This window comes from Maricaulis sp., from assembly GCF_017642925.1.
GTDB lineage: Bacteria > Pseudomonadota > Alphaproteobacteria > Caulobacterales > Maricaulaceae > Maricaulis.
This window is the reverse complement of sequence record NZ_JAEPOL010000010.1, coordinates 95,234-119,889: the sequence shown is the minus strand read 5'-3', so window position 1 is coordinate 119,889 and position 24,656 is coordinate 95,234. Positions and strand designations below refer to the sequence as shown.

Annotated in this window: 22 protein-coding genes and 2 tRNA genes; 7 read left to right on the top strand and 17 right to left on the bottom strand. The window is 64.4% G+C overall.

Annotated features, from left to right (window positions below; all coding sequences use genetic code 11):
- The first annotated feature begins 119 nt into the window (after positions 1-119).
- Entirely contained in the window at positions 120-2,552 is a 2,433-nt protein-coding gene (locus JJ918_RS09980) for a TonB-dependent receptor (RefSeq protein WP_291886566.1), read from the top strand.
- A gap of 63 nt (positions 2,553-2,615) precedes the next feature.
- On the opposite strand, the gene JJ918_RS09975 is transcribed toward JJ918_RS09980, so the two are convergent.
- From JJ918_RS09975 to JJ918_RS09965, 3 genes are all read right to left on the bottom strand, one after another.
- Positions 2,616-2,885: a zf-TFIIB domain-containing protein gene (locus tag JJ918_RS09975; RefSeq protein ID WP_291886564.1), complete on the bottom strand. Its 270-nt coding sequence runs from the start codon at positions 2,883-2,885 to the stop codon at positions 2,616-2,618.
- Positions 2,886-3,001: 116 nt separating this feature from the next.
- Positions 3,002-3,247, bottom strand: coding sequence for a DUF2061 domain-containing protein (locus JJ918_RS09970; protein WP_291886562.1), 246 nt, complete (start codon positions 3,245-3,247; stop codon positions 3,002-3,004).
- A gap of 130 nt (positions 3,248-3,377) precedes the next feature.
- A complete protein-coding gene (locus JJ918_RS09965; protein WP_291886560.1) occupies positions 3,378-3,914 on the bottom strand; it encodes a winged helix-turn-helix transcriptional regulator in 537 nt (178 codons plus the stop codon).
- 40 nt (positions 3,915-3,954) lie between these two features.
- Here JJ918_RS09965 and JJ918_RS09960 point away from each other — a divergent pair, with 40 nt between their 5' ends.
- Positions 3,955-4,326 (top strand): VOC family protein, encoded by a 372-nt coding sequence (locus tag JJ918_RS09960; protein ID WP_291886558.1) that lies wholly within the window; start codon positions 3,955-3,957, stop codon positions 4,324-4,326.
- Positions 4,327-4,371: 45 nt separating this feature from the next.
- Here the strand turns inward: JJ918_RS09960 and JJ918_RS09955 are convergent, their stop codons facing one another.
- Both JJ918_RS09955 and JJ918_RS09950 read right to left on the bottom strand, forming a co-directional pair.
- Positions 4,372-5,460, bottom strand: a complete 1,089-nt coding sequence (locus JJ918_RS09955) for a DUF2336 domain-containing protein (RefSeq protein WP_291886556.1) — start codon at positions 5,458-5,460, stop codon at positions 4,372-4,374.
- Positions 5,461-5,541: 81 nt separating this feature from the next.
- Positions 5,542-5,976, bottom strand: coding sequence for a DoxX family protein (locus JJ918_RS09950; RefSeq protein ID WP_291886554.1), 435 nt, complete (start codon positions 5,974-5,976; stop codon positions 5,542-5,544).
- Positions 5,977-6,098: 122 nt separating this feature from the next.
- Between JJ918_RS09950 and JJ918_RS09945 the strand changes: the two genes are divergently transcribed.
- The 3 genes from JJ918_RS09945 to JJ918_RS09935 are packed head-to-tail and all read left to right on the top strand — an operon-like array spanning position 6,099 to position 10,095.
- Positions 6,099-7,415, top strand: coding sequence for an MFS transporter (locus JJ918_RS09945; RefSeq protein ID WP_291886551.1), 1,317 nt, complete (start codon positions 6,099-6,101; stop codon positions 7,413-7,415).
- The gene (gene msrB / locus JJ918_RS09940) at positions 7,399-7,809 is read left to right on the top strand and encodes a peptide-methionine (R)-S-oxide reductase MsrB (protein WP_291886549.1); all 411 of its coding nucleotides are present in this window, start codon (positions 7,399-7,401) and stop codon (positions 7,807-7,809) included. Before JJ918_RS09945 ends, msrB begins: the two co-directional genes overlap by 17 nt.
- Positions 7,810-7,836: 27 nt before the next feature.
- Positions 7,837-10,095, top strand: a complete 2,259-nt coding sequence (locus JJ918_RS09935; protein ID WP_291886547.1) for a S9 family peptidase — start codon at positions 7,837-7,839, stop codon at positions 10,093-10,095.
- A gap of 64 nt (positions 10,096-10,159) precedes the next feature.
- On the opposite strand, the gene JJ918_RS09930 is transcribed toward JJ918_RS09935, so the two are convergent.
- From JJ918_RS09930 to JJ918_RS09885, 10 genes are all read right to left on the bottom strand, one after another.
- Positions 10,160-10,777, bottom strand: a complete 618-nt coding sequence (locus JJ918_RS09930) for an energy transducer TonB (RefSeq protein ID WP_291886545.1) — start codon at positions 10,775-10,777, stop codon at positions 10,160-10,162.
- A gap of 315 nt (positions 10,778-11,092) precedes the next feature.
- A complete protein-coding gene (locus tag JJ918_RS09925; protein WP_291886544.1) occupies positions 11,093-12,547 on the bottom strand; it encodes a tetratricopeptide repeat protein in 1,455 nt (484 codons plus the stop codon).
- Between the two features lie 211 nt (positions 12,548-12,758).
- Positions 12,759-14,297, bottom strand: a complete 1,539-nt coding sequence (locus JJ918_RS09920; RefSeq protein ID WP_291886541.1) for a tetratricopeptide repeat protein — start codon at positions 14,295-14,297, stop codon at positions 12,759-12,761.
- 137 nt (positions 14,298-14,434) lie between these two features.
- Positions 14,435-15,052, bottom strand: coding sequence for an energy transducer TonB (locus tag JJ918_RS09915; protein WP_291886539.1), 618 nt, complete (start codon positions 15,050-15,052; stop codon positions 14,435-14,437).
- Positions 15,053-15,064: 12 nt separating this feature from the next.
- The gene (locus tag JJ918_RS09910; protein WP_291886537.1) at positions 15,065-15,469 is read right to left on the bottom strand and encodes a biopolymer transporter ExbD; all 405 of its coding nucleotides are present in this window, start codon (positions 15,467-15,469) and stop codon (positions 15,065-15,067) included.
- Positions 15,470-15,483: 14 nt separating this feature from the next.
- Entirely contained in the window at positions 15,484-15,894 is a 411-nt protein-coding gene (locus tag JJ918_RS09905) for a biopolymer transporter ExbD (RefSeq protein ID WP_291886536.1), read from the bottom strand.
- Complete coding sequence (locus tag JJ918_RS09900) at positions 15,891-16,430, bottom strand: MotA/TolQ/ExbB proton channel family protein (protein ID WP_367277685.1); 540 nt, start codon at positions 16,428-16,430, stop codon at positions 15,891-15,893. Before JJ918_RS09900 ends, JJ918_RS09905 begins: the two co-directional genes overlap by 4 nt.
- A 14-nt stretch (positions 16,431-16,444) precedes the next feature.
- Positions 16,445-17,830 (bottom strand): MotA/TolQ/ExbB proton channel family protein, encoded by a 1,386-nt coding sequence (locus JJ918_RS09895; protein ID WP_291886533.1) that lies wholly within the window; start codon positions 17,828-17,830, stop codon positions 16,445-16,447.
- A gap of 25 nt (positions 17,831-17,855) precedes the next feature.
- Positions 17,856-18,602, bottom strand: a complete 747-nt coding sequence (locus JJ918_RS09890) for a DUF3450 domain-containing protein (protein ID WP_291886531.1) — start codon at positions 18,600-18,602, stop codon at positions 17,856-17,858.
- A gap of 619 nt (positions 18,603-19,221) precedes the next feature.
- Positions 19,222-19,296: transfer RNA gene (locus JJ918_RS09885), tRNA-Gln, on the bottom strand.
- 215 nt (positions 19,297-19,511) lie between these two features.
- On the opposite strand from JJ918_RS09885, the gene JJ918_RS09880 reads away from it, so the two are divergent.
- Positions 19,512-19,588, top strand: a tRNA-Pro gene (locus tag JJ918_RS09880).
- Between the two features lie 196 nt (positions 19,589-19,784).
- A complete protein-coding gene (gene sppA / locus JJ918_RS09875) occupies positions 19,785-21,572 on the top strand; it encodes a signal peptide peptidase SppA (protein WP_291886530.1) in 1,788 nt (595 codons plus the stop codon).
- Positions 21,573-21,655: 83 nt separating this feature from the next.
- On the opposite strand, the gene JJ918_RS09870 is transcribed toward sppA, so the two are convergent.
- Complete coding sequence (locus tag JJ918_RS09870) at positions 21,656-22,876, bottom strand: DUF3667 domain-containing protein (RefSeq protein WP_291886528.1); 1,221 nt, start codon at positions 22,874-22,876, stop codon at positions 21,656-21,658.
- A gap of 68 nt (positions 22,877-22,944) precedes the next feature.
- A complete protein-coding gene (locus tag JJ918_RS09865) occupies positions 22,945-24,585 on the bottom strand; it encodes a peptide ABC transporter substrate-binding protein (protein WP_291886526.1) in 1,641 nt (546 codons plus the stop codon).
- Positions 24,586-24,656 lie beyond the last annotated feature (71 nt).

The following is a 24,656-nucleotide window of genomic DNA, read 5'->3' as shown; positions in this document are numbered from 1 at the left end:
GTGTCAAACTCCCGTCACATTCTTGCATTGGTTGCATGAGGCCCCAAATGGCGGGTCCAACCCCGGCTCCTGGTCGGTCGATTCACACCCAATACCCGTAAAAACAAGAGGGGATTTTCATGAAACACCTGCTTCTCGGCGTCGCCCTGGGCGCCCTGACCGCAGCGTCTGCCGTCGCCCAGTCGGCGGAAGACGTCATCGTCGTCACCGGTACGCGTGCCGAAGGCCGCACCGCCCTGGAAAGCACGGCGCCTGTCGACGTGATCTCGGCCGGCACGCTGGAAAACAACGGCTCGACCGAGCTGAACGTGGCCCTGTCCTACGCCCTGCCCTCCTTCAACTTCCCGCAGCCGGCGATCACCGACGGCACCGACCATGTGCGCCCGGCGACGCTGCGCGGCCTGGGTCCGGACCAGACGCTGGTGCTGGTCAATTCGCGCCGGCGGCACGCCTCGGCCCTGGTCAATCTCAACGGTTCGGTCGGACGCGGCTCCTCGGCGGTCGACCTCAACACCATTCCCGTCTCGGCCATCGGCCGCGTGGAAGTGCTGCGCGACGGCGCTTCGGCCCAGTACGGTTCCGATGCCATCGCCGGCGTGATCAATGTCGGCCTGCGCGAGGCGCGCGAAGGCGGCCAGGTGACGGCCAGCTTCGGCCAGTACGCCACCGATATCCCGCTCGTCGACCAGCCGCGCTCGGCCTCGGACGGCGACACGACCAGTCTGTCCGGCTGGGTCGGCCTGCCGCTCGGCGCGGAAGGCTTCCTCACCCTGTCGGCGGAATACCGCGACCGCGAACCCACCAACCGCGCCGGCCCGGACACCCGCCAGCAATATCCCGACCTGCCCGGCGGCGGTCTCGACCCGCGCGAGCAGAGCTTCGACCGGATCAATCACCGCTTCGGCCTGTCGGCGTCGGAAGCGCTGAGCCTGTTCGCCAATGCCGGCCTGCCGATCAGCGCCGATGCCGAACTCTATGGCTGGGCGAGCTATCAGCAGCGCGACGGCCAGGGCGCCGGCTTCTATCGCCGCGCCTCGGATTCGCGCAATGTTCCGTCGATCTATCCGGACGGTTTCCTGCCCTACATCACCACTGACGTCGAAGACATTTCCGTGCTGGGCGGTGTACGCGGCGACTGGGCCGAATGGGGCTATGATTTCAGCCTGGGCTATGGCCGCAACGAGCTGGGCTATGGCGTGGAGAACTCGCTCAACACCTCGATGGGTGCCTCGAGCCCGACGAGCTTCGATGCCGGCGCGTTGATCTATGACCAGCTGACCGCCAATGCCGACTTCCAGCGCAATTACGCCGTCGATGCCTTCGCCGGCCCGCTGAGCGTCGCCGTCGGCCTGGAATACCGCCTGGAAAGCTATGAGATCGAGGCGGGTGAACCTGCCTCCTACATCAATGGCGGCGTGACCGGCCCCAATGGCGAGATCCTCGCCTCGGGCAGCCAGGTCTTCCCGGGCTTCCAGCCGTCCAATGCGATCGACGAGGACCGCGATTCCATCGCCGCCTATATCGATCTGGAAACCGACGTCACCGACCGTTTCACCGTGTCCGCCGCGGCGCGGGCGGAAAGCTATTCCGACTTCGGCGAGACGGTCACCGGCAAGCTGGCAGCCCGCTACCAGCTGACCGATGCGCTGGCGCTGCGCGGTGCCGTGTCGAACGGTTTCCGGGCCCCCTCGCTGCAACAGGCCTATTTCACCTCCACATCGACCGTGTTCACCGGCACCCCGCCGACGCCGGTCGAGGTCGGCACCTTCCCGGCCACCAGCCCGGTCGCTGCCGCGCTGGGCGGCGAACCGCTGGAGGCCGAGGAATCGCTGAACATCTCCGGCGGTCTCGTCTTCGCCCAGGGCGGGTTCACGCTGACGGTGGACGCCTATGCCATCGACATCGACGACCGCATCGTGCTGTCGGAAAACCTCTCCGGCCCGGATGTGGAAGCCCTGCTGGTCAATGCCGGCATCACCAACATCACCAGCGCCCGCTTCTTCATCAATGGCGTGGAAACGGAAACCCGCGGTGTCGACGTGGTCGCCAGCTATGGCTTCGAGACGGCCGACTGGGGTGATTTCGACCTGACCTTCGGTGCCAATTTCACCGAGACCGAAGTCACCGACGCCCCGACCTCGGAAGTCCTGCCGGGTGTCTCCCTCTTCGCGCGGCGCGAGATCGCCCGCTTCGAGGTCGGCCAGCCGGAGAACAAGCTGATCGGGTCGGTCGACTGGTCGCGCGGTCCGTTCGCCGGCTATGTGCGCGCGACGCGCTTCGGCGAAACGGTCGATCCGGGCACGGCGGCCGACGGTTCGGGCGACGAGGTGCTCTCGCCGAAGACCATTGTCGACGCCGAATTCTCGGCCGACATCACGGACGGGCTGAATGTCGCCTTCGGCGCCAACAACCTGTTCGACGAGTATCCGGATGTGACGGCGGAAACCCCGGCGCTGGACGGCACGTTCAGCCGGATCTTCCCCTTCTCCGGCTTCTCGCCCTTCGGCTTCTCCGGCCGCTATGTCTACGGCCGGATCCGCTACAGCTGGTAAGCTGGCAGCGGTAACCGCACAAGGAAATGCCCGGCTCCGGCCGGGCATTTTTTGTTGCGGGGATCAGAAATCGAAGAGTTCGCTGAGGAAGCTCTCGCGCTTCTTGTAGCGGCGCCGGTCGTCATAGCGGCGATCGTCGTGATAATGCTCCTCGCGGCGCGGCTCGCGCGCTTGCGGGGCAGACTGGGCGGGCGCGGCGGGTGCGGCGCGCTCGATGATCTTGTCCAGCTCCCCGCGATCGAGCCAGACGCCCCGGCATTTCGGGCAATAATCGATCTCGACACCATTGCGGTCGGTCATCACCAGGGTTTCCTCGTCGACGGGGCATTTCATGATGGCGGGTCTCCTTGCCGTGTATTGCGGATTGCAGAGGCAGATATGGACGCCCGTCAGACCGCGGCAAGGTGGACGCGCCGGTCCGGAATCCCGCCTTGCGATCGGCCGCTCCCTCAGACAGCAGACGCCGGCCGCCGGGCCCAGGCGCGCTCATGCATGGAATAGGCAACCGTCTGCACCAGCGGCTCGATCAGACCGATGGCCAGCGCAGCATGCCAGTTTCGCGTCAGGGCAAAGGCGACCGTCATCGCGACGCCCAGATGCATCAGGGCATAGCTGAGGGTTTTCAGCGCACCGCGCGGCATGCGCAAGGCATTGCGGTCAGGCATGCGGCAACAGCGATGGACACGGGACAGCATCAGGCGCTCCAGAGCTTGCGAACAATTCGCAATTGCACTTTGAAGCAAGCGCGTGGCGCGCGCCAATGAATTCTTCCGATTGCTGCGATTGAAACCGCTTATCCCGGCGCGTCCGGCCGGGTGCTGCCGCCTAGACAGCGAGGCTGATGGCGCGGCTGATCTGCCTGCCCTCATTGATCGCGTGGTAGATCGGAAAGGGCGTCCGCTGGGAGACATCGATATCCCGTCTCACCCACGCTTGCTGCTCCAGCGCGCCCAGCGATTGCGACAGTGCACGATCCGTGATGCTGCCCAGTCCTGTCTTGATCGCGGAAAACCGCGCCGGCCTTTCGGTCACCGCCAGAATGGGAACCGCCCAGCTCCGCCTTATGACCGCGAACGCATTGTCATCGGGGACGATCTCCACGATCCGGCGCGCGATCGCAGCAGCAGCGATGCCCTTCTGGGTCAGCCGGAATTCCGGCCGCAGCGGATGCCCATGCCCCGGATTGCGCTCCAGCAGTCCGATCCTGATCAGATGCTCCAGGCTCGCGGCGAACGCTGAACGGCTCGCGCCCGAAGCCGCGATCAGCGGCGCCTGCCGCCCCGGCACGCCGCCGTCCAGAAGCGACAGGATTTTCAGCGACCAGGCCTTGGATGTGAGATTGACAAGGAGATTGATATCCATAAATTATAGCTACTATATTTTTGCTACAAAAGGAAGCGCCATGCCGGTCGCCCAACTGGACAATACCATCACCCTCGCCCTGTCAGTCCGCGACAGGCATGCAAGCGCACAATGGTATGAGGAACATCTTGGTTTCCAGCTGATCCATCACATCGATGAGGCGGGCTGGAGCGAGATGCACACGCTTACCGAAGGTGTCACCCTGGGATTGGGGGAGCAGTCCGAGCCGACGCCCGGCAACACCGTTCCCGTATTCGGCGTGGCGGACATCATGACGGCGCGGACGGCTCTCGAAAGCGCCGGTGTGCCGTTTGACGGAGAGACCGAAACCATCGAGGGAATGGTCAGCACGGCAACCTTTTACGATCCGGACGGCAATGCATTGATGCTGGCTCAGGACCTGACCCGATAGCCGCGACCGGAATCTCCCGCCCTGCCGGAAACCGGCAGAGCCGGGTCAGCCCTTGTCCTCGGCGGAGAGGTTCCAGTAGCGCAGCACCGTTTGGGCCTTTTCCACCGACAGGCTGTCATAGACGCGCCGTGCCTGCTCGACCTGGTCGCTCTGGTCGGACCGTCCCAGACCGCGCCACATATGCAGGAAGAAGGGCCATTTCAGGCCGGTCGCCTTGCACAGTACGGACAAGGGCTCGCCGGCCATGTCGTCGATCATGCGCACCACCAGCCGGCGCTCGACCGCGGCCAGGCGGCTGATCTCGGCGATGATGTCCGAGGTCGCGCCCTCGGTCTCCATCGCCTCGCACACGCCTTCCAGAGATCCGTAGGGACTGGTGTCAGCGGCTTCGCGATTGCGCTGGCGGCGGTCGATATAGCGCAGGATGCGGGCGACCATGGGATCGGACCAGCCTTCCCGGGCGGCGGCCGGGAAAATGTCTTCCGATGCTTCCAGCAGGATGGTGCGGTCGACAGCGAAACGGTCGAGGATCTGGAAACGGTCGATATGCTCGCAGCTCCAGAACAGGCGGAAGGCCTGGGCCGGGCGCATCTCTTCGCGGCGGATCAGCAGTGCGGCGTAGGAGCCCTCCTCGGTCGCGGCCCCGACGAGGTGATCGAGCGTGGGTGCCGCAAGATGCGCCGTCTTGTTGCGCAGGAGACGTTCTACCACGGGTGGTTCGCCATAGGCGGCCAGGGCGGCGGCGACGGTTTCCGACAGCGCCTCACGGCGCGCGATCGTCATGCGGTGCTGCAGCGTGCCGGAATTGATGACTTCCATCATGTCGAAATCGGTCAGCGCCGTACAGCGCTCCAGGATCGGCTGGGCGACCTCGAAATCATCGCTGGCCAGCGTGCGCAGCAGGCGGTGCGGCGCCTCGCTGAGCGCTGCCAGACGTTCCGCGCAACGCCGGCGCAGTTCCAGATCCGAGGCCCGGATGACATCATACAGGAGGTCGCCGACAATCCAGCGCTCGCGCGGCGTGATGCGGCTGGACGGCAGGCCGACAATATCCGCAAGCCGGCGCGCCAGCAGCGCCCGCGTCTTGGGCGTGGCGACCGGTTCGGTCAGATCATAGGGCTTGGCCTCGGCCATGGGGATGCGTCCTGCCAGACTGGAATCAGCGCCCAGAATGCCGTGACGGCGTTAATGAATGGTACGTGCAGCCGCCCGGCGTCAGTCCGCCTGCTTCCGCTCGATCGCTGCACCCCGTTCCAGCCACAGCACCAGAACGGCGATCGCGCCGAAGGGCAACGCCATGGCGAACAGCATGGGCGAGAAGACATAGCCGCCTGCCTCGTCGAAGGCGACCGGGGCCGTCGTGCCCAGCCAGGGCGACAGGTGGAAGAGCAGCGCGCCGCCTGTTACCCCCGCCGCAAGCAGCGCACCCCACTGGCGTAGGCCCGGCCGGACCAGCCCTGCCAGAAGAAGGATCGCCGCGGCAATCTCTGCCACGCCGACCGCAATCCGCACCACGGGTTCGAACAATCCGATGCCCGATTGTTCGGCGATATACTGGAAAACCGGATTGGCAGCGCCGAATTTCTGCACGCCCATGAAGGCCATGAAGACCGCCAGCAACAGGACCAGACCGGTTCGCATCCAGCGCATATACTTACTCCTCATTGGTGTAAGGGCTTGTCTAGCACCGGAAGCTTGCTAGAGATACGCACCTCCGCAACCACACCCGACACATAAGGGCGGCCCGGCCGCCATCTCAATCGCAGGTTCTATTGCCCGTATTTCGACCCCTCGCCGGCAATCGCCGCCTTCGACTGCCGCCCTTTGGCGGCTATCTGGTTCTGGTCGCCGGCTGGTTCTTCGGCTTCGGCCTGCAGACCACCATCTTCCCCGGCGTCATCACCTTCACCCTGGGCGAAAGCGCGGAACGGCTGGGCATCGCCCAGGCCGCGCTGACCGCACCGATGATGCTGCTCCTGCCCTTTGCCGGCGTGCTGGCCGAGCGCAAGGACCGGCGCGGGATCATCTTCTATTTCTACATTTTCGCCGGTCTTGCCGCGACCACGCTGGGCGCGCTGTTGATGACCGATCACCTGTCCTACTGGATCATGGTCGCCTTCGCGCTGATGATCGGCGTGGCGGGCGGTTTCGTGATGCCGGCGCGCGACAGTGCGATCAATCCGGTCGTGCGTATCTCAGGCCGCACCCGCCATGGCGGGATCGACCTGCAGCGGGCCGTGGTGATGGCGTCCGCCGTGCAGTTCGGTGCCCAGATCCTGGGCATGGGGCTGGGCTATATCGCCGCCTATACCGGACCGGGCGCGCTGTTCGTCTGCCAGGGGATCGGCCTCTTCATCGGCGGCCTGTCCGCCGCCTTCCTGCCGCGCCTGGGCTCGACCCGCAACAAATCCACCGCCCATCCCATGGCCGACCTCGCCGAGGGCGTGCGCGCCGTCTTCCGCTCGCCGGTCCTGATGCCGATGACGGTGATCATGATCGCCATCGGCCTCCTCGTCGTGGGCGGCTCCTTCCTGGTGCTGATCCCGCTCCTCATCCGCGAAACCTATGGCGGCGGTTTCCCCGAGATCGCCAGCCTGATGGTGGCCTTCTGGGTCGGCGCCTTCCTGGCCAATGTGGCACTGGCGAGCTTCCCGCAGATCGAGCGCCCCGGCCGCGCCCTGATCATTGCCCAGAGCGTGACCGTGCTGGCGACCGGCGCCTTTGCCCTGCCCCTGCCCTTCTGGTCGCTCTACATCCTCGTCTTCGTGTGGGGGCTGGGCGCCGGCGTGGCGATCTCGCTGTCGCGTTCGGTGGTGCAGGAACAGGCCCCGCCGGACAAGCTGGCGCGGGTGATGTCGGTCTATCAGCTCGGCCTGTTCGGCGGCATGCCGGCCGGCGCCGTGCTGATGGGTTTCATGATCGGCTTCCTGGGACCACAGACCTCGGCACTGATCCCGATGATCGGCCTGGGGCTGGTTCTCGTGGTAATTTCCCTGACGACGCCCATATTGTCCGTCCGGCGCGGCCTTTCCCATCCGGCCGCCCTGCCGCCGAACGAGGACGCGCGCGACCATGCCGAAACTGACTGACGCCGAAATCGATGCCCTGAAGGCCCGGCTCGATCCGCAGACCTATGCGATCGCCTTCGAGGAAGGCACCGAGCGCGCCTTCACCCATCCGCTCAATGCGGAAAAGCGCGGCGGCGCCTATCACTGCAAGGTGTGCGGCGAGGCGCTGTTCTCGGCCGGGCACAAATACGAGAGCGGATCGGGCTGGCCCTCCTTCTACGATGTGATGGCCCCGGACGCGGTGGAGACGAAGACGGATTTCCGGCTGCGCCTGCCACGCACCGAGATCCACTGCGCCAACTGCGGCGCGCATCTGGGCCATGTGTTCTCCGACGGTCCCAGACCGACCGGACAACGCTATTGTACCAACGGGACCGTGCTGGATTTCCGGCCGGAGGAGACGGGCGGCGACTGAGGCCGGCCCTTGCACGAGGGGAAGACGATGACATCGCGAAAACTTGCCGGACGGATCGGCGCCGGGCTGACCGCCCTCGCGCTGGCCGCCTGCAGCCAGGAGACTGACATGACCGCCGACACCACCGCTGCCGCGCCGCAGACCTCGGCCCTGATCGAACGGGCACGGGGACTGGAAGCGCCGCGCGCCGAACAGCGCCCCGTGGAGATCGAGCAGCTGGGCTTTACCCGCGTCGACGAATACCAGTGGATCAAGGACGATAACTGGCAGCAGGTGATGCGCGAGCCGGATGTCCTGGACAGCGATATCCGCGAGCTGCTGGATGCCGAGAATGCCTATCTGGACGCGGTGATGGAGCCGACGGCCGATCTGCAGGAGCGGATTTTCCAGGAGATCCGCGGCCGCATCAAGGAAGACGACAGCTCGGTGCCCGAGCGCGATGGCGGCTATGAATACTTCACCCGCTACCGCGAAGGCGGCCAGTATCCGATCTATGCCCGCCGCCCGATCGATCCGGAAACCGGCGAGCCGGCCGGCGAGGAAGAGATCCTGGTCGACGGCGACGCCGAGGCGGCCGATTTCGACTATCTCGACTTCTCCTCGATGGAGCACTCGCCGGACCATCAATATGTCGCCTTCGGCGTCGATATCCGCGGTTCCGAATACTACGAAATCCGCATCCGCGAGATCGCAACCGGCGCCATTGTCGCCACGCTGACGGACGAGAGCTCGGGCGACTTTGTCTGGGCGAATGACTCCGAGACGCTGTACTGGGTGTGGCGCGACGAGAATTCCCGCTCCAAGCGCGTCTACCGCCAGTCGCGCAGCGGCGGCGCCAGCGAGCTGATCTATGAGGAGCCGGATGACGGTTTCTTCGTCTCGGTCGGCACCTCGGACGGCGACAACTACGTCGTCATCAATGCCGGCGGCCACACCTCGAACGAGCTGCGTCTGATCGACGCCAATGATCCGACGGCCGAGCCGCAGCTGATCGCGCCGCGCGAGGAGAATGTCGAATACTATCTCACCGAGGCCCGCGACCGTTTCTACTTCCTGACCAATGCCGACGGTGCGGTGGACTTCAAGATCGTCGCCGCCCCGATCGACAATCCGGGCCGGGAGAACTGGGAAGATGTCGTCGCCCACCGTCCGGGCACGCTGATCAATGCCGTCATCGGCTTTGCCGACTGGCAGGTGCGCATGGAGCGCCAGAACGCCCTGCCGCGCATCGTGGTGCACAATTACGAGAGCGGCGAGGAATACGACATCGCCTTCGACGAGGAGGCCTATTCGCTGGGCATTTCGGAAGGCTATGAGTTCGAGACCGACACGCTGCGCTTCTCCTATGAAAGCCCGTCGACGCCGGAAGAGACCTATGATTTCGACATGGCGTCGCGCGAGCGCGTGCTGCTGAAGCGCCAAGAAGTCCCCTCAGGTCACAATCCGGAAGACTATGTCGTGCGCCGCATCATGGCCCCGGGTCATGACGGCGTGGAGATCCCGGTCACCATCCTGCACCACCGCGACACGCCGGTGGACGGATCGGCGCCGCTGCTGCTCTACGGCTATGGCTCCTACGGCATCACCATTCCGGCCGCCTTCCGCGTCACCCCGCTGCCGCTGGTCGATCGCGGCATGGTCTATGCCATTGCCCATATCCGCGGCGGCATGGCGAACGGGTATCAATGGTATCTGGACGGCAAGCTGGAGCAGAAGATCAACACCTTCCGCGACTTCGTCTCGGCCGGAGAGGCCCTGGCCAGCGAAGGCTATACCAGCCGCGGCAATATCGTCGCCTATGGCGGTTCGGCCGGCGGCCTGCTGGTCGGTGCCGCGATCAATCTGCAGCCCGACCTGTTTGCCGGTGCCATCGCCGCCGTGCCGTTCGTGGACGTGATCAACACGATGTCGGACGCGGAACTGCCGCTCACCCCGCCGGAATGGCCCGAATGGGGCAATCCGATCGAGAACGCGCAGGACTATGAGACGATGTACGCCTACAGCCCCTACGACCAGATCCAGGAGATGGACTATCCGCACGTCCTGGCGACGGGCGGGCTGACCGATCCGCGCGTCACCTACTGGGAACCGACCAAGTTCGTCGCCCGCCTGCGCGACCGGCGGACCGATGACGGGCTGACCCTGCTGAAGATGAATATGGGGGCCGGCCATGGCGGCGCCTCCGGCCGCTTCGACAGCCTGCGCGAAACCGCCCTCAACTGGGCCTTCGCCCTGATGGTGGTCGGCCTCGCCGACGAGGAAGTCGAGGCGATCGCGGCCGAATAGGCCGCCCGCACGTCTGAATGAGGAAGGGCGCGTCCGGCCTGGACGCGCCCTTCTTCTGTCGCCGCTATTCCTCCAGCGAGAAGACGAGCTGGGTGGTGGCGCCGCGATAGATCACGGGCTCGCCGTCGCGAACCTGGGGATCATAGCGCCAGCCGGAAACCGCATTGATGGTCGCCCGCTCGAAGGCCGGGCTGGTGCAGTCGCGGGCCTGGATATTGGCCGTGCGGCCTTCGGCGGTGATGTCGAACACGACCGTGCACACGCCATTGCGGCCGCGTGACGCCTCATTGGCCGGAAAGACCGGCTGGACGCGCACGCGCGGCGAGGGCTGGCGGTCGATATTGACCAGGCCGCCACCCGTGCTGATCTCAACCGCCTCGATCGGCGGCAGGGCCCAGCGCGACCCGTCCGGTATGGTTTCCACGGCGGCGCGATCTGTCTCGATGGACGGTGGCCGCGGCGGCGGATCGAGCTCCGTGAACTCCGTCATCTCGATACGATCCTCGATCTCGACGGGATCGACCTCGAAACGGATCTGGACGGGCGGCAATTCCTCGACCGGTTCGGGCACGTAAGGCCCGATATCGATCAATTGCCGCATCAGCAGGAAAAGACCGACGGTAACGGCGCCGGCGGCCGGCAGCACCAGCGGTGTGCGGACGGAATGAAAGGTGGCTGTCATGATTACAGGCTCCCCGGTACGGGCGGCCCTGCATGGCCCCGACAGTTCTGCCCCCTGACCGGCCAGGCTCCCGGCGACGGTCATCGCGGCCGGGCGGGCCGGAGCGGACGGGGGCGCCACAACTCGGCGCCTCCCCCTCGGAACTACAACTCAGCTCCTTGCCGCAGGATCATGAGACCCTGCTGGTCCGGCGAAACCGGGGCGCAAAAAGGGTCAAATATGGCGGTCTCGGGGAAACATGCGGGCGAAGCGGACCGGGCCCGTCCACCTGGATGGACGGGCCCGGCCGCTCGATTGCCCTGAAAGGATGCAGGGTCAGGCCCGCTCGAATTCCGGTTTCAGACGGCCATTGACGTCGAAATAGGGCTCGCATTCGGCCGAGAGGTCGAAAATGCGCACGCCTTCGCTGTCGAGCTGATCCTCGGAGATCACCGGGCCACGCCGCATGCGCTCGATCTCCAGCTCGCACGCCTCGATCGTGGTGAGTTGGGCAAACCGCTCGCCATCGCGCTGGATGGCGATTTTCTGCTCGATGAAACCGATCCAGCCCTGGGCGGTGGCGCGGGAATAGTCCCACTCCAGCCCGCGCTCGAAGGCATCGATGGCGCCGAGAAGATCATCCTGTTCGACCCGCGTATTGCCGACCAGCGTCCACGTATCGCCCGGGCGGTTGAGCCCGCCGCGCGACAGGGCCTGCACGAACATCGCTTCGGCCTCGGAGAACTCACCGGCGCGGTAGAGGGCCTCGCCGAGGCGCTCATAATCGGCACCGGCACCGGTCAGGGTCGCAACCCGCTGCAGGACGGGCCGTGCCCGCTCCCACTCGCGCGCCTGGCGCCACAGGTCGGCCAGGAGGCGGAAATGGTCCGGCTCCGGCTCGACGCGGCCCGCATTGAGCTCGCGTTCCAGCATGGAGGCCCCGCCGAACGGGTATTCGTAGTAGGAATAGTATCGGGCGAGACGGATCAGCTCGTCGCTGTCCGTCAGCATGCCGTTGAGATAGAGGATGCGGTTCACCTCGAAGGCATCGGCCTCGCGCCCCGTACGTGCCAGCAGCGAGGCATAGCTGGTCCAGTAGGCTTTCTCGTCCGGCCAGCGGCCCACCATCTGCCCGAGAAGACCCGTCTGTTCGGGCAGCATGTCCAGTTGCTGGTAGAAGAAGAGCAGCAGCGAGAAATGCGGCCGGTCCGGCGTTTCCGCCAGATCGAAGGCCTGGCGGGCATAGTTGAGACCGGGGCCATAGGCCTCCAGCTGGCCATAACCCTGGGCCAGGCGCATGGCGAGATCCGCACCGAGCGGCACACCGCGGGCCAGGGCGGTCTCCATCAGATCGATCCCGGCCCGGTACTCACCCTCGGCCAGCAGCAACTGGCCGGTATTGATGCGCAGCGTATTGGCGTCCTCTTCCGGCAGTGCATTGAGCGCGATGGCCGCACGCCAGGCCGCGATGGCCTCGCGCGGATTGTCCAGCTCCCAGGCGCTGCGGCCGGCCAGCTGCAACAGCATGGCGCGTTCATAGGGGGTAAGGCCCTCGGTCTCGAGCATCTGGCGATAGCCCGCCAGCGCGGCGGCGTGCTCGCCGGCGCCCTCATGCTCCATCATTTCAAGAATACGCTCGCCGACACGCTGCGACAGCGTTCGTTCGACGGCTTCCGGTGGCCGGTCCGGCGCGCTTCGCTGCGCCGCTGCCGTCGGGCCGAGCGTCGTGAATGCGATGATGAGCGCGGCCAGACCGCCAGCCGCACCGGTGGTGAATTTCGGGTATCCCATGTGCACCTCCCCAGCACATGACGCGAACTCCCCAGCCCCGGTGCAACGTCATGATGCGGAAAGCTTGCTGTCACAATCGGGCGAGAATGGGGCACCTGCGATTGAAACCGGCCGGAAATCGCGCACAGGTTGGCTGCAGCCAATGCGGCAAAGAAAAACGCCCCGGCCACGCGGGCCGGGGCGTTGATCCTGTCACCGGATGACCGGACGCCTAGCCGGCGTCGGATTCGGTGTCGTCCTCGGCCGCTTCGGCCGGAGCCTCTTCGCCCTCGGCAACGTTCTGGTTCAGACGTTCGCCGTACTGGTTGTAGAGGTCGGTACAATTGTTCGGCACATCGATCACGATACGGCCGTTCTCGTCGACATCGCCCAGCAGGGTCGCGGTCTCACGCAGATCCTCGACCGCAAAGCGGCATTCGTCGAGGCGGACCCGCTCGCGGATCCGGACCCGGTCGGCCGCAGCGGCCCGCTGGTTGGTGATGAAGGTGATCCAGCCATTCGCCGTCGTGCGCGAATAGGGATAGCGCGCGCCTTCGCGGAAAGCGGCGAGAGCCGCATCCGTCCGGCCCAGCTCCTGGCGCACATTGCCCAGAAGCGTCCACGCCGTCCCCGGACGGTCGAGACCGCCGCGGTTGAGCGCTTCCTGGAAGGCATCCTCGGCTTCAGCCATCTGCCGCTGCTGGTACAGCGCTTCGGCCAGCTTCAGATAGTCATCCCCATCGCCGGTCATCTGGGCCAGCTGGCGCAGGACCGGGATGGCGCGTTCCCATTCACGCGCCTGACGCCACATGTTTGACAGCAGCTGCAGGTTTTCGCGGGTGCGCTCGACAGCACCGGCATTGAGCTCGCGCTCCAAGATCACAGCACCCCGATAGGGATATTCGTAATAGCTGTAATACTGCGCCACCGCCACAATTTCGCGGCTCTCGGTAAGCATGCCGTTGATATACATGATCTTGTTGGCTTCGAACGCATCTTCCTCACGGCCGGTCTGGGCCAGGAGGGAGGCGTAGGAACGCCAGTTATTCTTCTCGGTGGGCCAGCGCGCAACCATGCCCTCGATGATGCGGAACTGGTTCGGCACATCGTCGAGCTGCTGGTAGTAGAACAGCATCAGCGAATAGTCGCCGCGGGTCCGCTCGGCGGCCGGGCGCAATTCCCAGAAGCGTTCCGCCCAGCGCAGACCGTCGCGGTAGCGCTCGGCCTGGCCGTAGGCCTGGGCCAGCATGCGGGCCACGCCGACATTGACGGCGCTTTCGCCGCCCATCTCGACAGCCTGCTCGAGCGAGCGGATGCCCTCGTTATACTGTTCGTTGGCAATCAGCAGCTGACCGATATTGATGCGCATATTGACGATTTCCTCGGGCAACATTGCGCCCGTGGCAATCGCGGCCTGCCAGTCCTGAACAGCCTGGGTGCTGCGCTCGGTCTCGTAATAGGCCCGGCCGCGCAGCTGCAGACAGATCGACCGCTCGTACGGATTGATGTCGCTGATCGCAAGCGCACGGTTGAGGGTCTCGATCGAGGCCGTGAACTGGTCATTGCTCTGCTGTTCCTGGGCTTCCAGCACGATCTCGCCGACCCGGGCGGTGAATGTCCGGTCTGCACCGTCATTCTCCTCTTCCTGATCGCGATTGCGGCGCTGGGCATCGGCGTCGGCGAGCACGACCGTGGTCATGGCCGCAGCCAGGGCAAGCGTCGCGACGGAGCGCAACAGGCCCGATGTATCGAAACCGTTAAAACGGATCATCGATGGCTCCTTCATACCGGCCCAACTCCCCGAACCGGCTTTGACAATTCCTCCGGAACCACTCCAGCCCGAAGGCTTTCAAGTTCCGTCCCGCGGGAGGGCCGGACGGATGTCTTCGACACCCGCCCGTCTTCCCATTAATCGGACAGCTGGAAGTCGAAACGTGTTTCCACGCCACGACGTGCCACCGGCACCCCGTCCTCGACCTTCGGATTGTAGCGCCAACGCTCCACCGCCCGGATCGACGCACGCTCGAAGAGCGAGCTGTCGCACTGGTAGATGTTGATATTGGTCGGCGTACCGTCCGGGGTCACGTCGAAGCGGACCCAGCAGCTGCCTTCGACACCGCGCTCCGCAGCCCGCATCGGGTATTGCGGCTCGATCCGGACCAGCGGCTGCGCATCGCGGTCGGAGACCGAGAAGTTCACGCTGTCGCTGTTCAGCTGCGGCGCCTCGAACTCGGGAATGGCACCCATGACGGTGGCCAGACCTTCGGACGGCTGTTCCGCACGCTGCCGCTCGATCTGCGGCGGCGGGGGTGGCGGATCCACCTGCTGCACGTCCTCGATCGTGGTGTCGCGGCGGCGGGCTTCGATCTCCGCTACCTCGTCGTTGATCGAGAACTGGCGGTCTTCGACGTCTTCCGCAGGCGGGGCCCCTTCCACGAGGATGAGGCGGGTCATGACGAAGAACAGCACGATCGTGACGAAGGCGGCGATCGGAACGCCGATGATGAGACGGACAAGATTACCCATGTTGTCTCCTCCCTACGTCTGGAGTGTCGAAATATGCACTTCGACATCCATCTCGATGAGCAGTTCCTGGACGTCGAGGATGAGACCGATATTGGCTCCCTCATCGCCCTGGATCATTGCCCGGCCCTTGGGGTTCTCTTGCAGCAACTGCTCGATAACCCCGCGAAGTTCGTTCATCTCGTAGACCCGGCGGTTGACCCAGACCTCGTTCTCCGCTGTCACCGCGATCAGCATCGACGGATTGCGGTCTTCCTCGGTCATGGCGTCCGGGCGGGTTGTGTCCACACCGGGCTCCTTGATGAAGACCGAGGTGACGATGAAGAAGATCAAGAGGATGAAGACGACGTCCAGCATGGGCGTCATGTTCAGTTCGATCTCTTCCTCACCGGTATTCACTCGACTGACGCGTCGCGCCATGGCTTCCTCCCGGTCTAGCTGTCTTCATTCGTGCGCTGGATCGACACCGGCACGCCATTGGCGCCCATCTCGTCCCAGATCTGCACGATGATGCCGTGGTCGGCCTCGTCCTGGACTTCCAGGAGCACGGCGCTGTTCGGCTCTTCCGCCCGGAAGCGGTTGACGGCCGAGAGCACGCGATCGACATCGGTCCGCGTCCGGTTGACGAAGATATTATTATCGTCGTCGACCTGAACCACGATCGGAGGCGGGGCTTCCGCATCCGGCGGCGTGTCCGAGTCGGGCGGCGGGCGCATGTCGAGGCCTTCTTCCGAGAGGAAGGTGGCAGTGACGATGAAGAAGATCAGCAGGATGAACACGATGTCGAGCATCGGCGTCATGTTCACTTCGGCCTGATCGTCGTGGTGCTTGTTTCGGCGTCTCATGACTCGACACTCCCTTCACCGATCTCGAGCGAGTCGGCCAGTTTCGCAGTGCGCGACTGGGCGAGACGTTCGATCTGGTTGGCGAAGATGAGTCCCGAAAGGGACGCCACCATGCCGGCCATGGTCGGGATCGTGGCGCGCGAGACGCCGGCAGACATGGCCTGGGCATCCGAAGAGCCCGAGATTGCCATGACGTCGAACACCGAAACCATGCCCGTCACTGTGCCGAGCAGTCCGAAGAGCGGGGCGACAGCGACGAGGGTTTTCACCAGCTCGACATTCTGATCGCAACGCTGTTTGACCTCCGAGATGAGTTGGTCGCGGATGGCATGGGCATACCAGGACTTCCGGTCTGCCCGTGCATTCCACTCCCGCTGCGCCTGCTTCGCTAGCCCATCCTGGGCAAAGTAGAAGAAGACGAAGCGCTCGAGGATGAAGGCCCACATCACAAATGTTGTTGCCATGATGACAACGAGGACGGGGCCTCCCCGCTCGAGGAACTCCTGAAGGCCGGTTGATACGGCCTGGAAATCCATAGCGGTTCCTCCGATTAACCGTGACGCTCTTCAGCGTGACGCGCGACCATGCCTGCGGCCTGTTCTTCGAGCACTTGCTGAACGCCGCGCGCGAAGGACTGGGCGAAGGAGTGAATGAACAGCAGCGGGATGGCGGCAATAAGGCCAAGCACCGTGGTCATCAGGGCCTCGGAGATACCGCCGGCCATGATGCGCGGGTCACCGGTACCGAACAGGGTGATCTGGGTGAAAGTCTTGATCATACCCGTAACCGTACCCAGCAGACCCAGCAGCGGAGCAATACCGGCAGCCAGCTTCAGGAAGTTCAGACCGAATTCCAGCTTCGGCGATTCCTGCAGGATGGCTTCATCCAGCTTCAGTTCCATCGTCTCGACGTCTTTGTCCTTGGCACCTTCATAGGCCAGCATCACGCGGCCCAGCGGGTTGGACTTGGAACCGGACGACTTGCGCTTCTGACCGGCCACGGCGGCTTGCGTCAGCAGCAGCGAGACCAAGCGGAACAGACCGAAGACAGCGGAGATGACCAGCAGGCCGATGATGACCTTACCGACATTGCCCGACTGTTCGATACGCTCTTCCAGGCCCGGAACGTCCTTGTAGATGTCGAGGAGCGGACCGCGGGACGGGTCAACCACGCCCATGACGATTTCACCCGGATCGGCATTGTACAGGTTCGAGGCGCCGCCCACGAAGTTGGCCGGCGGCTGGGCCGGCAGGTCGCGCAGCGCCCAGTTGCCGGTCGTGTCGTTTTCCTGCCACAGGGCGAAACGCTGGTTGTTGTTGTGGTTGGTGAACACAACGAACGGACCGACGCGGGTGGTCGGAACGGCTTCGCCGTCGCCCAGGCCGGTGACGCGGGCGTTGAAGGTGACGACCTGCTGTTGCTGGATCATCTCCTCGATCACGCGGCGCCAGATGTAATCCAGCTCTGCACGCGTCGGCAGGGTACGGGAGTTGGACAGTTCTTCCAGCGCATCGGCGCGGCCCGGGAACTGGGCCGAGATGATGGAGCTGTCGATGATGGCGGCAAATTCGCCGGCGGCCTGGCGGGCAGCACCGAACAGTTCACCGAAGGCCCCCTGGCGCTGACGCAGCTCGGCATCGAGTTCGTCGATGCGGGTCTGGTTGGCTTCGAACTGGGCCGACAGCTGGTCGGCCTGGTTACGCAGCGCGCTCAGTTCAGCCCGCGCCTGGCTCAGCAGCGCCTGCTGCTGATTGGTGCTGGACTGGAACTCGCGAAGGCGTGCCTGGTTTTCAGCGCTGGCTTCGCGGGCATCGGAACGCACGCGCTGCAGAAGTTCGTTGAGGGATCCGGCCGGCTGGGTCTGTGCCACGGCACCGGCAGTGAGTGCCACGCCCATGGAAACGGCGGCGGCGAGCATCTTCATCGTGGTTTTCATAACTTTCACTCTCCGTTCCAAGCCGTTACTGGGCAACTGCCGGGCCAGGCAGCGGCGCCAGGAAGACGGACGGCGTCGTCACTTCCTGGGCGATGCGGATGGCGCGGGTCACATTGGCTTCATAGCTGCCGGGAAGCGCTTCCCAGTCGCTGGAACCGTTATGACGGATCGTCATGGAACCATCGTCATACTGGCGGATCATGGCGACGCGGCCGATCTGCAGCACGGTGACGTTCACCGGAACACCTTCTTCAAGGACCGTATCCTCATAGGCGTTCAGCGAACGGCCGTAGGAGGCTTCGATCTCGTAGGCGTTGAGAATGACGCGATAGCGCTCGGCCGGCGAGACGTTCGGGTCGTCAACCAGCTCGTAGAGATTCTCGATGCGGGCCAGACGGCCGTTCTCGCCTTCCAGGCGGAAGGGCAGGTCGAGGTTCACGAACTCTTCGAGGTTCTGAACCATCTCGCGCATCATCGGCGCCAGGTCGGTCTCGATGCTGTCGACGCGGTTGATCTGCGCCTGCAGCGATTCGACTTCATTTTCCTGCGAGCGGATGAAGACTTGCTGCTGCTCGACGAACAGACGCTGCGATTCGATCTGCTCGAGCAGAGCGCGATACTCCAGCTCGATATCGGTCCGCTGGTCGTCCAGCTGGTCGATGCGGCGCTGCGTCTGCGCGCCTTCCTGCGTGTTGTTGCGCGCAACACTGAGCGTTTGGTCCAGCTGCGCAACGGCGGCACCGCCGAAGGCGCCCGCCGCAACCGTCGCCATAAGCGACGCGCGAACCAAATTCTTCAAGTTCACCATTTCTCGCCTCACAATGGTCAATGCGGGTTCCCGTGCAGGTCCCCCGCCCCAAAAAAACTTCGATGCTGACCGGCAAAAAACCTGCCGGTTAGGCCCCCTACCCTCGTTCTCAAGCGGCCCGGTCTGAGCGGCCTGCAGACAGCGACCGCACAGGGCGGTTATGTGTTCCAGTCTTCGAAGGTATCGCTCCAGCAACCCTTCGAAACCCCGTGATGGTTGGCCCATCAACTTATAGGCGCATGCACGCCGCTTGCGAATTGGCATGAACGCTAACACCAGCGTTACACCACGATCAATACATCTTTGTGGCTGGAATGCGGCCTCAGCTGCGCTCAAATCGCCAAGATTCGCGTATCGCGACCACCCCCGGCCTGTCATTCGCGCAAAAATGGTATTCCGTTTCCGGTACGGTTGCACAGCGAAACGGGACGAAACGCGACATTTCGGGGACAGGCGAAAAATCGGAGTGGGTGTGCGCACGCGGACCGTGAACCGGACAGCCCGCCAACATCACAATCTCGCGATGCCGGCATGACCGACCGGTCATCCGGTACGGTCTTTTCCGGTATGATCTGGAAAGGAATGGCTGGGGCGCCAGGATTCGAACCTGGGAATGTCGGTACCAAAAACCGATGCCTTACCACTTGGCGACGCCCCAACCGGGCCCGTCAGCGAGGACGGAGCGCGGTAAATACATAACCCCCGGGGGGGATGCAACGGGGCAATGCCGTTTGCTGCAGCGCAAACTGCACATGACGCATGTCCACAGGTGAATCCGCGCGGCCCCGGCCCGGCTCCGGGGCGGACTGCAGCTTGCCTGTCATTGGCGCGTTGCGCCGTACAAAAGAGTTGGCTATAAGCCGCGCCTCGGTTCGGAGTATAGCTCAGCCTGGTAGAGCACCGTCTTCGGGAGGCGGGGGTCGCAAGTTCGAATCTTGCTACTCCGACCATTCACTGTCCCGCCCCTGATCTCACTGCACAGCATCCGCTTCCGGCCGCCGGACTGCGCCGTATTGCCGCCAGCGGGACTTTGCCGGACACGATCCCTCGACCCAAATCCCCGCGCGCCCTACATTATGGTGCAAAAGGGGACCGCATCTTGCACTGCGGCGTCTCCGTGTGTCTGCGTGGGTCAAAAGGGCTTCCATGAAACAGTTCTGGGTAACGTTCTTCGGATCGATTGTCGGCGTGGTCGTCGGCTCGGTCCTCACCGTCATCGTCGTCTTCCTCATGATCGGCGCCATGATCAACTCCGCCATGGAAGGCGCCCAGCGCGAGACCGCCCTTCCCCATGACGGTATTGTCCTGGAACTGGATCTGCGCACACCGCGGCTCGACAGCCCGTCGCGCTCCCCCTTCGCCTTCGCCGAACCGCTCTCGGTCGTCGATATCGTCCAGACCCTGGAACGCGCCGAAGACGATGCGCGCGTCCAGGGCGTTTTCATTCGCGCCAACGAGTTCGGCCTGTCGCCAGGCATGGCCGAGGAGATGCGCAACGCGATCGCCGATTTCCGTGAGGCCGGCAAGTTCGTGATCACCCACGCCCAGGGCTTCGAAGGCACGAGCGTCACCGGGTATTTCGCCGTTTCCGGGTCCGACGAGATCTGGCTGCAGGACACCGCGTCCTTCACCCCGGCCGGCCTGGCATCCGAAGTGATGTTCCTGGGCGGCCTGTTCGAACACTTCAATGCGGAACCGCAATTCGAGCAGTTCCACGAGTACAAGAACGCTGCCAATACCTACACCCAGACCGGTTTCACCGACGCACACCGCGAAGCGGCCGAATCCTATCTGGGTTCCATCTACGACACCGCCGTTGCCGCGATCGCCGGCGACCGGGGCTTCTCGACCAGCGAGATCCGCAGCGTGTTCGAAACCGCGCCGCATACGGCTGAAGAGGCGCTCGATGCCGGCCTTGTCGACCGTCTCGGCCATGTCGTCGAAGCCCGCGAAGCCGCCCTCGACCGCGCGGGTGCCGGCAGCGAGGTAGTGGAGATCGCCGTCTATCACGAGCAGGCCTCGCCTGCCTGGAGCAATGCGCCGGTTATCGCCCTGATCGAAGGCCAGGGCGCCATCGTGACCGGCGATGCCGATGCCAGCCCGCTTGGCGGCGACGAGATGATCGGCGGCGACTTCACGTCCGAGGCCATTCTGGCGGCCGCTGACGATCCGAACGTCCGCGCCATCATCATCCGGGTCGATTCGCCCGGCGGATCGGCGATCGCGTCCGACCAGATCTGGCACGCGATCAACCGGGCCCGCGAAGCCGGCAAGCCGGTCGTGGTGTCGATGGCGTCTCTCGCCGCATCCGGCGGCTACTACATGGCCGCGCCGGCCGACTATGTGCTCGCCCATGCCACCACGCTCACCGGTTCGATCGGCGTTCTGGGCGGCAAGATCGTGCTGGACGAGACGTTCGGCATGGTCGGCCTGAATGTCGAGACACTGTCGGTGGGCGGCGAATACGCCACGGCCATGTCCAGCCAGGAAGCCTGGACGGAAAGTCAGCGCGCCGCCTTCCGCGCCCAGATGGCCAACGTCTACGAGGACTTCACCCAGCGCGTGGCCGATGGCCGCGATCTGCCGCTGGAGCGGGTGCTGGAGATTGCGCGCGGCCGGGTGTGGACGGGTGCCCAGGCGCTCGATCTGGGTCTGGTCGACGAAATCGGCGGTTTCCGCGACGCCGTCGACGCCGCTCGCGAGCTCGCTGGCCTGGCACCGGAAGACGCGGTGCGCCTGCGCCGTTTCCCGCGCCAGCGCACCCCGCTGGAAGCCTTCCAGGAGCTGTTCGGTGTTTCAGCCGAGTCTGCCGAGACGGCCGCGCGCCTGAACGCGCTCATGGAGCTGCCGGAAGTGCGTGCCGCCATCCAGGCCCGCCAGGAAGCCAGCCAGACCGGCGTGCAGATGCGCAGCCGCGTGGCCGTGCCGCAATAACGCACCGGCCATTGCTCAAGACAGGAAAGGGCCCGCTCCGGCGGGCCCTTTTTTGTGTCCGGTATGAAGGCGGAGCGCGCTGGCTAGGACGCCGTAAACAAGCCGACGAAAACCAGCACCAGCACCCCGAAGCTCAGGACAATCATGTAGAGAAAATCCATGAAGACCGTCCGCAGGAAGGACGAAAACCGGCCGTGGGCATAGACGGTGCGGTGCAGCCTGTAGAGGTAGTAGTTCGACCACACGAAGAAGACCAGAAAGGCGAGCGCGGAATCGATGACCAGGCTGACCACCCCGACCACGATAAACATGAAGAAGAGGAAGGCGTGGAAATGCAGCGTCACCACGAGGTGGTCGTAGAAATAGAGCCCGCGCTTGTAGAAATGCGTGACCGCCAGCAGCAGGGCATAGATCGGCAACAGACCGAACATCAGCCGCGGAGCCCAGGTTTTCATGGCCGCCCAGAGGGCCTGCCCCTGTGAATCGATGACCGCATCAATTCCATCGGCCAGGCGCAGCCGGAAGCTGAGCGGCAATTCCTCGATCCCCTCGAAATTCATCTGCATGCCCTCGGATATCTCGACAGTCTCGTCAGGGTCCAGGGCAGCTGCCTCGCGCGGATAGTATTCCGGCAGCAGACCATAGCGAACGCGCTGTTTGAGCTCGTCGCGCTCGGCCCGCTGGCGCAGTTCGCGCGCCTCGGGAGTTTCTGCGCTTTCTGCATTCTCGGCATCGTCCAGCGCGCGTTCGACCTGGCCGATCACCTCCTGTCGCGCGTCCTCGGGTATCATGGCGAGCTGGGTTTCCAGGTCACCGGACTCCAGGGCCTCGCGCGTCTCGGCAATCTCGGGACTGCCGGCCGGGTCCGGTCCGGTGTTCAGCCCCTCATTGACCGCAAAGAAAGCCAGGAAGAACAGCACACTGGCGGTCAGATAGAGACGGAAGGGCATGACATAGCGTGCCCGCACGCCTGTCAGATAATTCATCGTCAGCTTGCCGGGCTGGAACATCAGCGGCGGCAGGGTCCGCCACAGGCGCCCCTCCAGCCCCAGCAGACCGTCCAGCACGTCGAGCACAAGGTCCCAGACCGGCCGGTGGAAGGTATCGGAGGCCTGGCCACAGCTGTGGCAGACCGGGCCCGACAATTCCGTGGCACAATTCGAACAGGTACCGGCAGGCGTCGGTGAGCTGAAAACGGAAAACCGGTCGGACTTGCGGCGGCGCGATGACCGGATCGCGTCTTCCAGTTCGCCGGCGGCTGTGCCGCCGACTACGGCATCACTGACGACATCACTTCCAGACATGACGTATCCCCCGGCCTTGCCCTGTTATGCGCAGGCTAGGTCGGGGGTATGTCGTCTGGCAAGAGCGGCTAGCCGTCTTCGCCTTCGGCACCGGCCTCGCTTGCGCTGGCCAGGCAGAGATAACGCGTGCGGTGCAGGTCGACGATATTGTCTTCCCAGCCGGTCACGTCCGGGTTCACCAGATTCTTCGAGACATAGTAGACGATCGGAATGATCGGCATGTCGTCGACATACATCTGCTCGGCCCGGGCCAGCATTTCCCCGCGCCGTTCGAGATCGAGCTCGCGGTTCGCCTCGGTGACCAGCGCGTCATACTCCGGATTGTTGTAGCGGGAGTAGTTCATCGGCACCGAGCTGTATTCGCCCAGGAAGAGGAAGTTGTACGGGTCGTTATAGTCCGCGATCCAGCCGCCATCGGCGATCTGGAAGTCTTGGGCCCGCAGATTGTCGTAGTGGATCTGGGTGTCGTTGACGATCAGCTCGGGCTCGACCCATTCGGCAATCGCCGACCAGTCATTCTGCACCACCGGCGCAACGCGCGGATTATCGCGGGTGGCGCGATAGGTGTATTCGAAGCGCAGCGGATTGTCCGGACCGTAGCCGGCCGCCTCCAGCAGTTCGCGGGCCCGTTCACGGCGCGCCTCGATCGGCATGTCAGCCCACTGGGCGCGCACGCCGCCCGGATAGTTGGCCACGCCCGGCGGAACCAGCGAATAGGCCGGCTCGTATCCGGCACGCAGGATCTCGTCGGCAATGAAGTGGCGGTCGATCGCCATGCCCAGCGCATTGCGGACATCGGGATTGGAGAAGCCGTCCAGATCCGTGTTGATGGAGAAATAGATCGTGCCCATGTACGGCGCGATCCGCACATAGTCCGGAATTTCGCGGCGCAGGAAGTCGAGCTGCTGGCCCGGGAAATCATTGTTGATGTGCAGCTCGCCATTGCGCACCCGGCGGCCGGCCGCCGAGTTGTCGACAGTCGGGTAGTAGTACACGTCGTCGATACAGACGTTCTCGTTGTCAAAGAACATCTCGTTGCGCTGCAGGTGCACGAAATTGTTGGTGCGCCAGTCCTCGAGGCGGTAGGCGCCATTGACCTGGATATTCGCCGGGCGCACCCACTCGTCGCCATACTGCTCGACCACGTGCTGCGGCAGCGGGAAGGTCGTGTAGTGGGTCAGGAGACCGGGGAGATAGGGCGCCGGATTGACCAGATTGATCTCCAGCGTGCGGTCGTCGATCGCGCGCACGCCGATATCCTGCGGATCGAGCTCGCCCCGGGTCGCCGCTTCCATGCCGGCGATCGGATACAGGAGAGAGACATATTGCGCGCCCGTCGCCGGCGACGCGATACGGCGCCAGGCATAGACGAAGTCGTCAGCCGTCACCGGTTCGCCATCCGACCAGACAGCTTCACGCAGGGTGAAGGTCCAGGTCAGACCGTCTTCGGAGACATCCCAGCTCTCGGCCATGCCCGGAACCGGCGTCCCCGACACATCCTCGGTGAACAGACCGATGAACATGTCACCGATAATGTTGTTTTCCCACGTACCCGAGGCCTTGTGCGGGTCCAGCGACAGCGGCTCGGAGGAATTGCCGCGGTGCAGGACGACCGCATCGCTGTCGGTCGGCTCGCCGCCGCCGCAGCTCGCCAGCACAAGGGCGGAAGCGGACAGGAAAAGGGTGCTGATAATGGCTTTGCGGATCACGGTTCGGTCTCCCCTCCGACGCGTCACTGGAAGAAGTGACTCTCGTTCTAGCCGAACATGACGGGCCGGTC

Excerpts from the sequence above, each read along its gene's own strand:
- JJ918_RS09915 (WP_291886539.1), bottom strand. The coding sequence starts at position 15,052 with ATGGGTAATCTTGTCCGTCTCATCATCGGCGTTCCGATCGCCGCCTTC.
- JJ918_RS09955 (WP_291886556.1), bottom strand. The coding sequence starts at position 5,460 with ATGGCCGAGGCCAAGCCCTATGATCTGACCGAACCGGTCGCCACGCCC.
- JJ918_RS09920 (WP_291886541.1), bottom strand. The coding sequence starts at position 14,297 with ATGATCCGTTTTAACGGTTTCGATACATCGGGCCTGTTGCGCTCCGTC.
- sppA (WP_291886530.1), top strand. The coding sequence starts at position 19,785 with ATGAAACAGTTCTGGGTAACGTTCTTCGGATCGATTGTCGGCGTGGTC.
- JJ918_RS09980 (WP_291886566.1), top strand. The coding sequence starts at position 120 with ATGAAACACCTGCTTCTCGGCGTCGCCCTGGGCGCCCTGACCGCAGCG.
- JJ918_RS09895 (WP_291886533.1), bottom strand. The coding sequence starts at position 17,830 with ATGAAAACCACGATGAAGATGCTCGCCGCCGCCGTTTCCATGGGCGTG.
- JJ918_RS09900 (WP_367277685.1), bottom strand. The coding sequence starts at position 16,430 with ATGGATTTCCAGGCCGTATCAACCGGCCTTCAGGAGTTCCTCGAGCGG.
- JJ918_RS09960 (WP_291886558.1), top strand. The coding sequence starts at position 3,955 with ATGCCGGTCGCCCAACTGGACAATACCATCACCCTCGCCCTGTCAGTC.
- JJ918_RS09905 (WP_291886536.1), bottom strand. The coding sequence starts at position 15,894 with ATGAGACGCCGAAACAAGCACCACGACGATCAGGCCGAAGTGAACATG.
- JJ918_RS09970 (WP_291886562.1), bottom strand. The coding sequence starts at position 3,247 with ATGCTGTCCCGTGTCCATCGCTGTTGCCGCATGCCTGACCGCAATGCC.
- msrB (WP_291886549.1), top strand. The coding sequence starts at position 7,399 with ATGCCGAAACTGACTGACGCCGAAATCGATGCCCTGAAGGCCCGGCTC.
- JJ918_RS09935 (WP_291886547.1), top strand. The coding sequence starts at position 7,837 with ATGACATCGCGAAAACTTGCCGGACGGATCGGCGCCGGGCTGACCGCC.
- JJ918_RS09870 (WP_291886528.1), bottom strand. The coding sequence starts at position 22,876 with ATGTCTGGAAGTGATGTCGTCAGTGATGCCGTAGTCGGCGGCACAGCC.
- JJ918_RS09930 (WP_291886545.1), bottom strand. The coding sequence starts at position 10,777 with ATGACAGCCACCTTTCATTCCGTCCGCACACCGCTGGTGCTGCCGGCC.
- JJ918_RS09950 (WP_291886554.1), bottom strand. The coding sequence starts at position 5,976 with ATGCGCTGGATGCGAACCGGTCTGGTCCTGTTGCTGGCGGTCTTCATG.
- JJ918_RS09910 (WP_291886537.1), bottom strand. The coding sequence starts at position 15,469 with ATGGCGCGACGCGTCAGTCGAGTGAATACCGGTGAGGAAGAGATCGAA.
- JJ918_RS09890 (WP_291886531.1), bottom strand. The coding sequence starts at position 18,602 with ATGGCGACGGTTGCGGCGGGCGCCTTCGGCGGTGCCGCCGTTGCGCAG.
- JJ918_RS09925 (WP_291886544.1), bottom strand. The coding sequence starts at position 12,547 with ATGGGATACCCGAAATTCACCACCGGTGCGGCTGGCGGTCTGGCCGCG.
- JJ918_RS09975 (WP_291886564.1), bottom strand. The coding sequence starts at position 2,885 with ATGAAATGCCCCGTCGACGAGGAAACCCTGGTGATGACCGACCGCAAT.
- JJ918_RS09965 (WP_291886560.1), bottom strand. The coding sequence starts at position 3,914 with ATGGATATCAATCTCCTTGTCAATCTCACATCCAAGGCCTGGTCGCTG.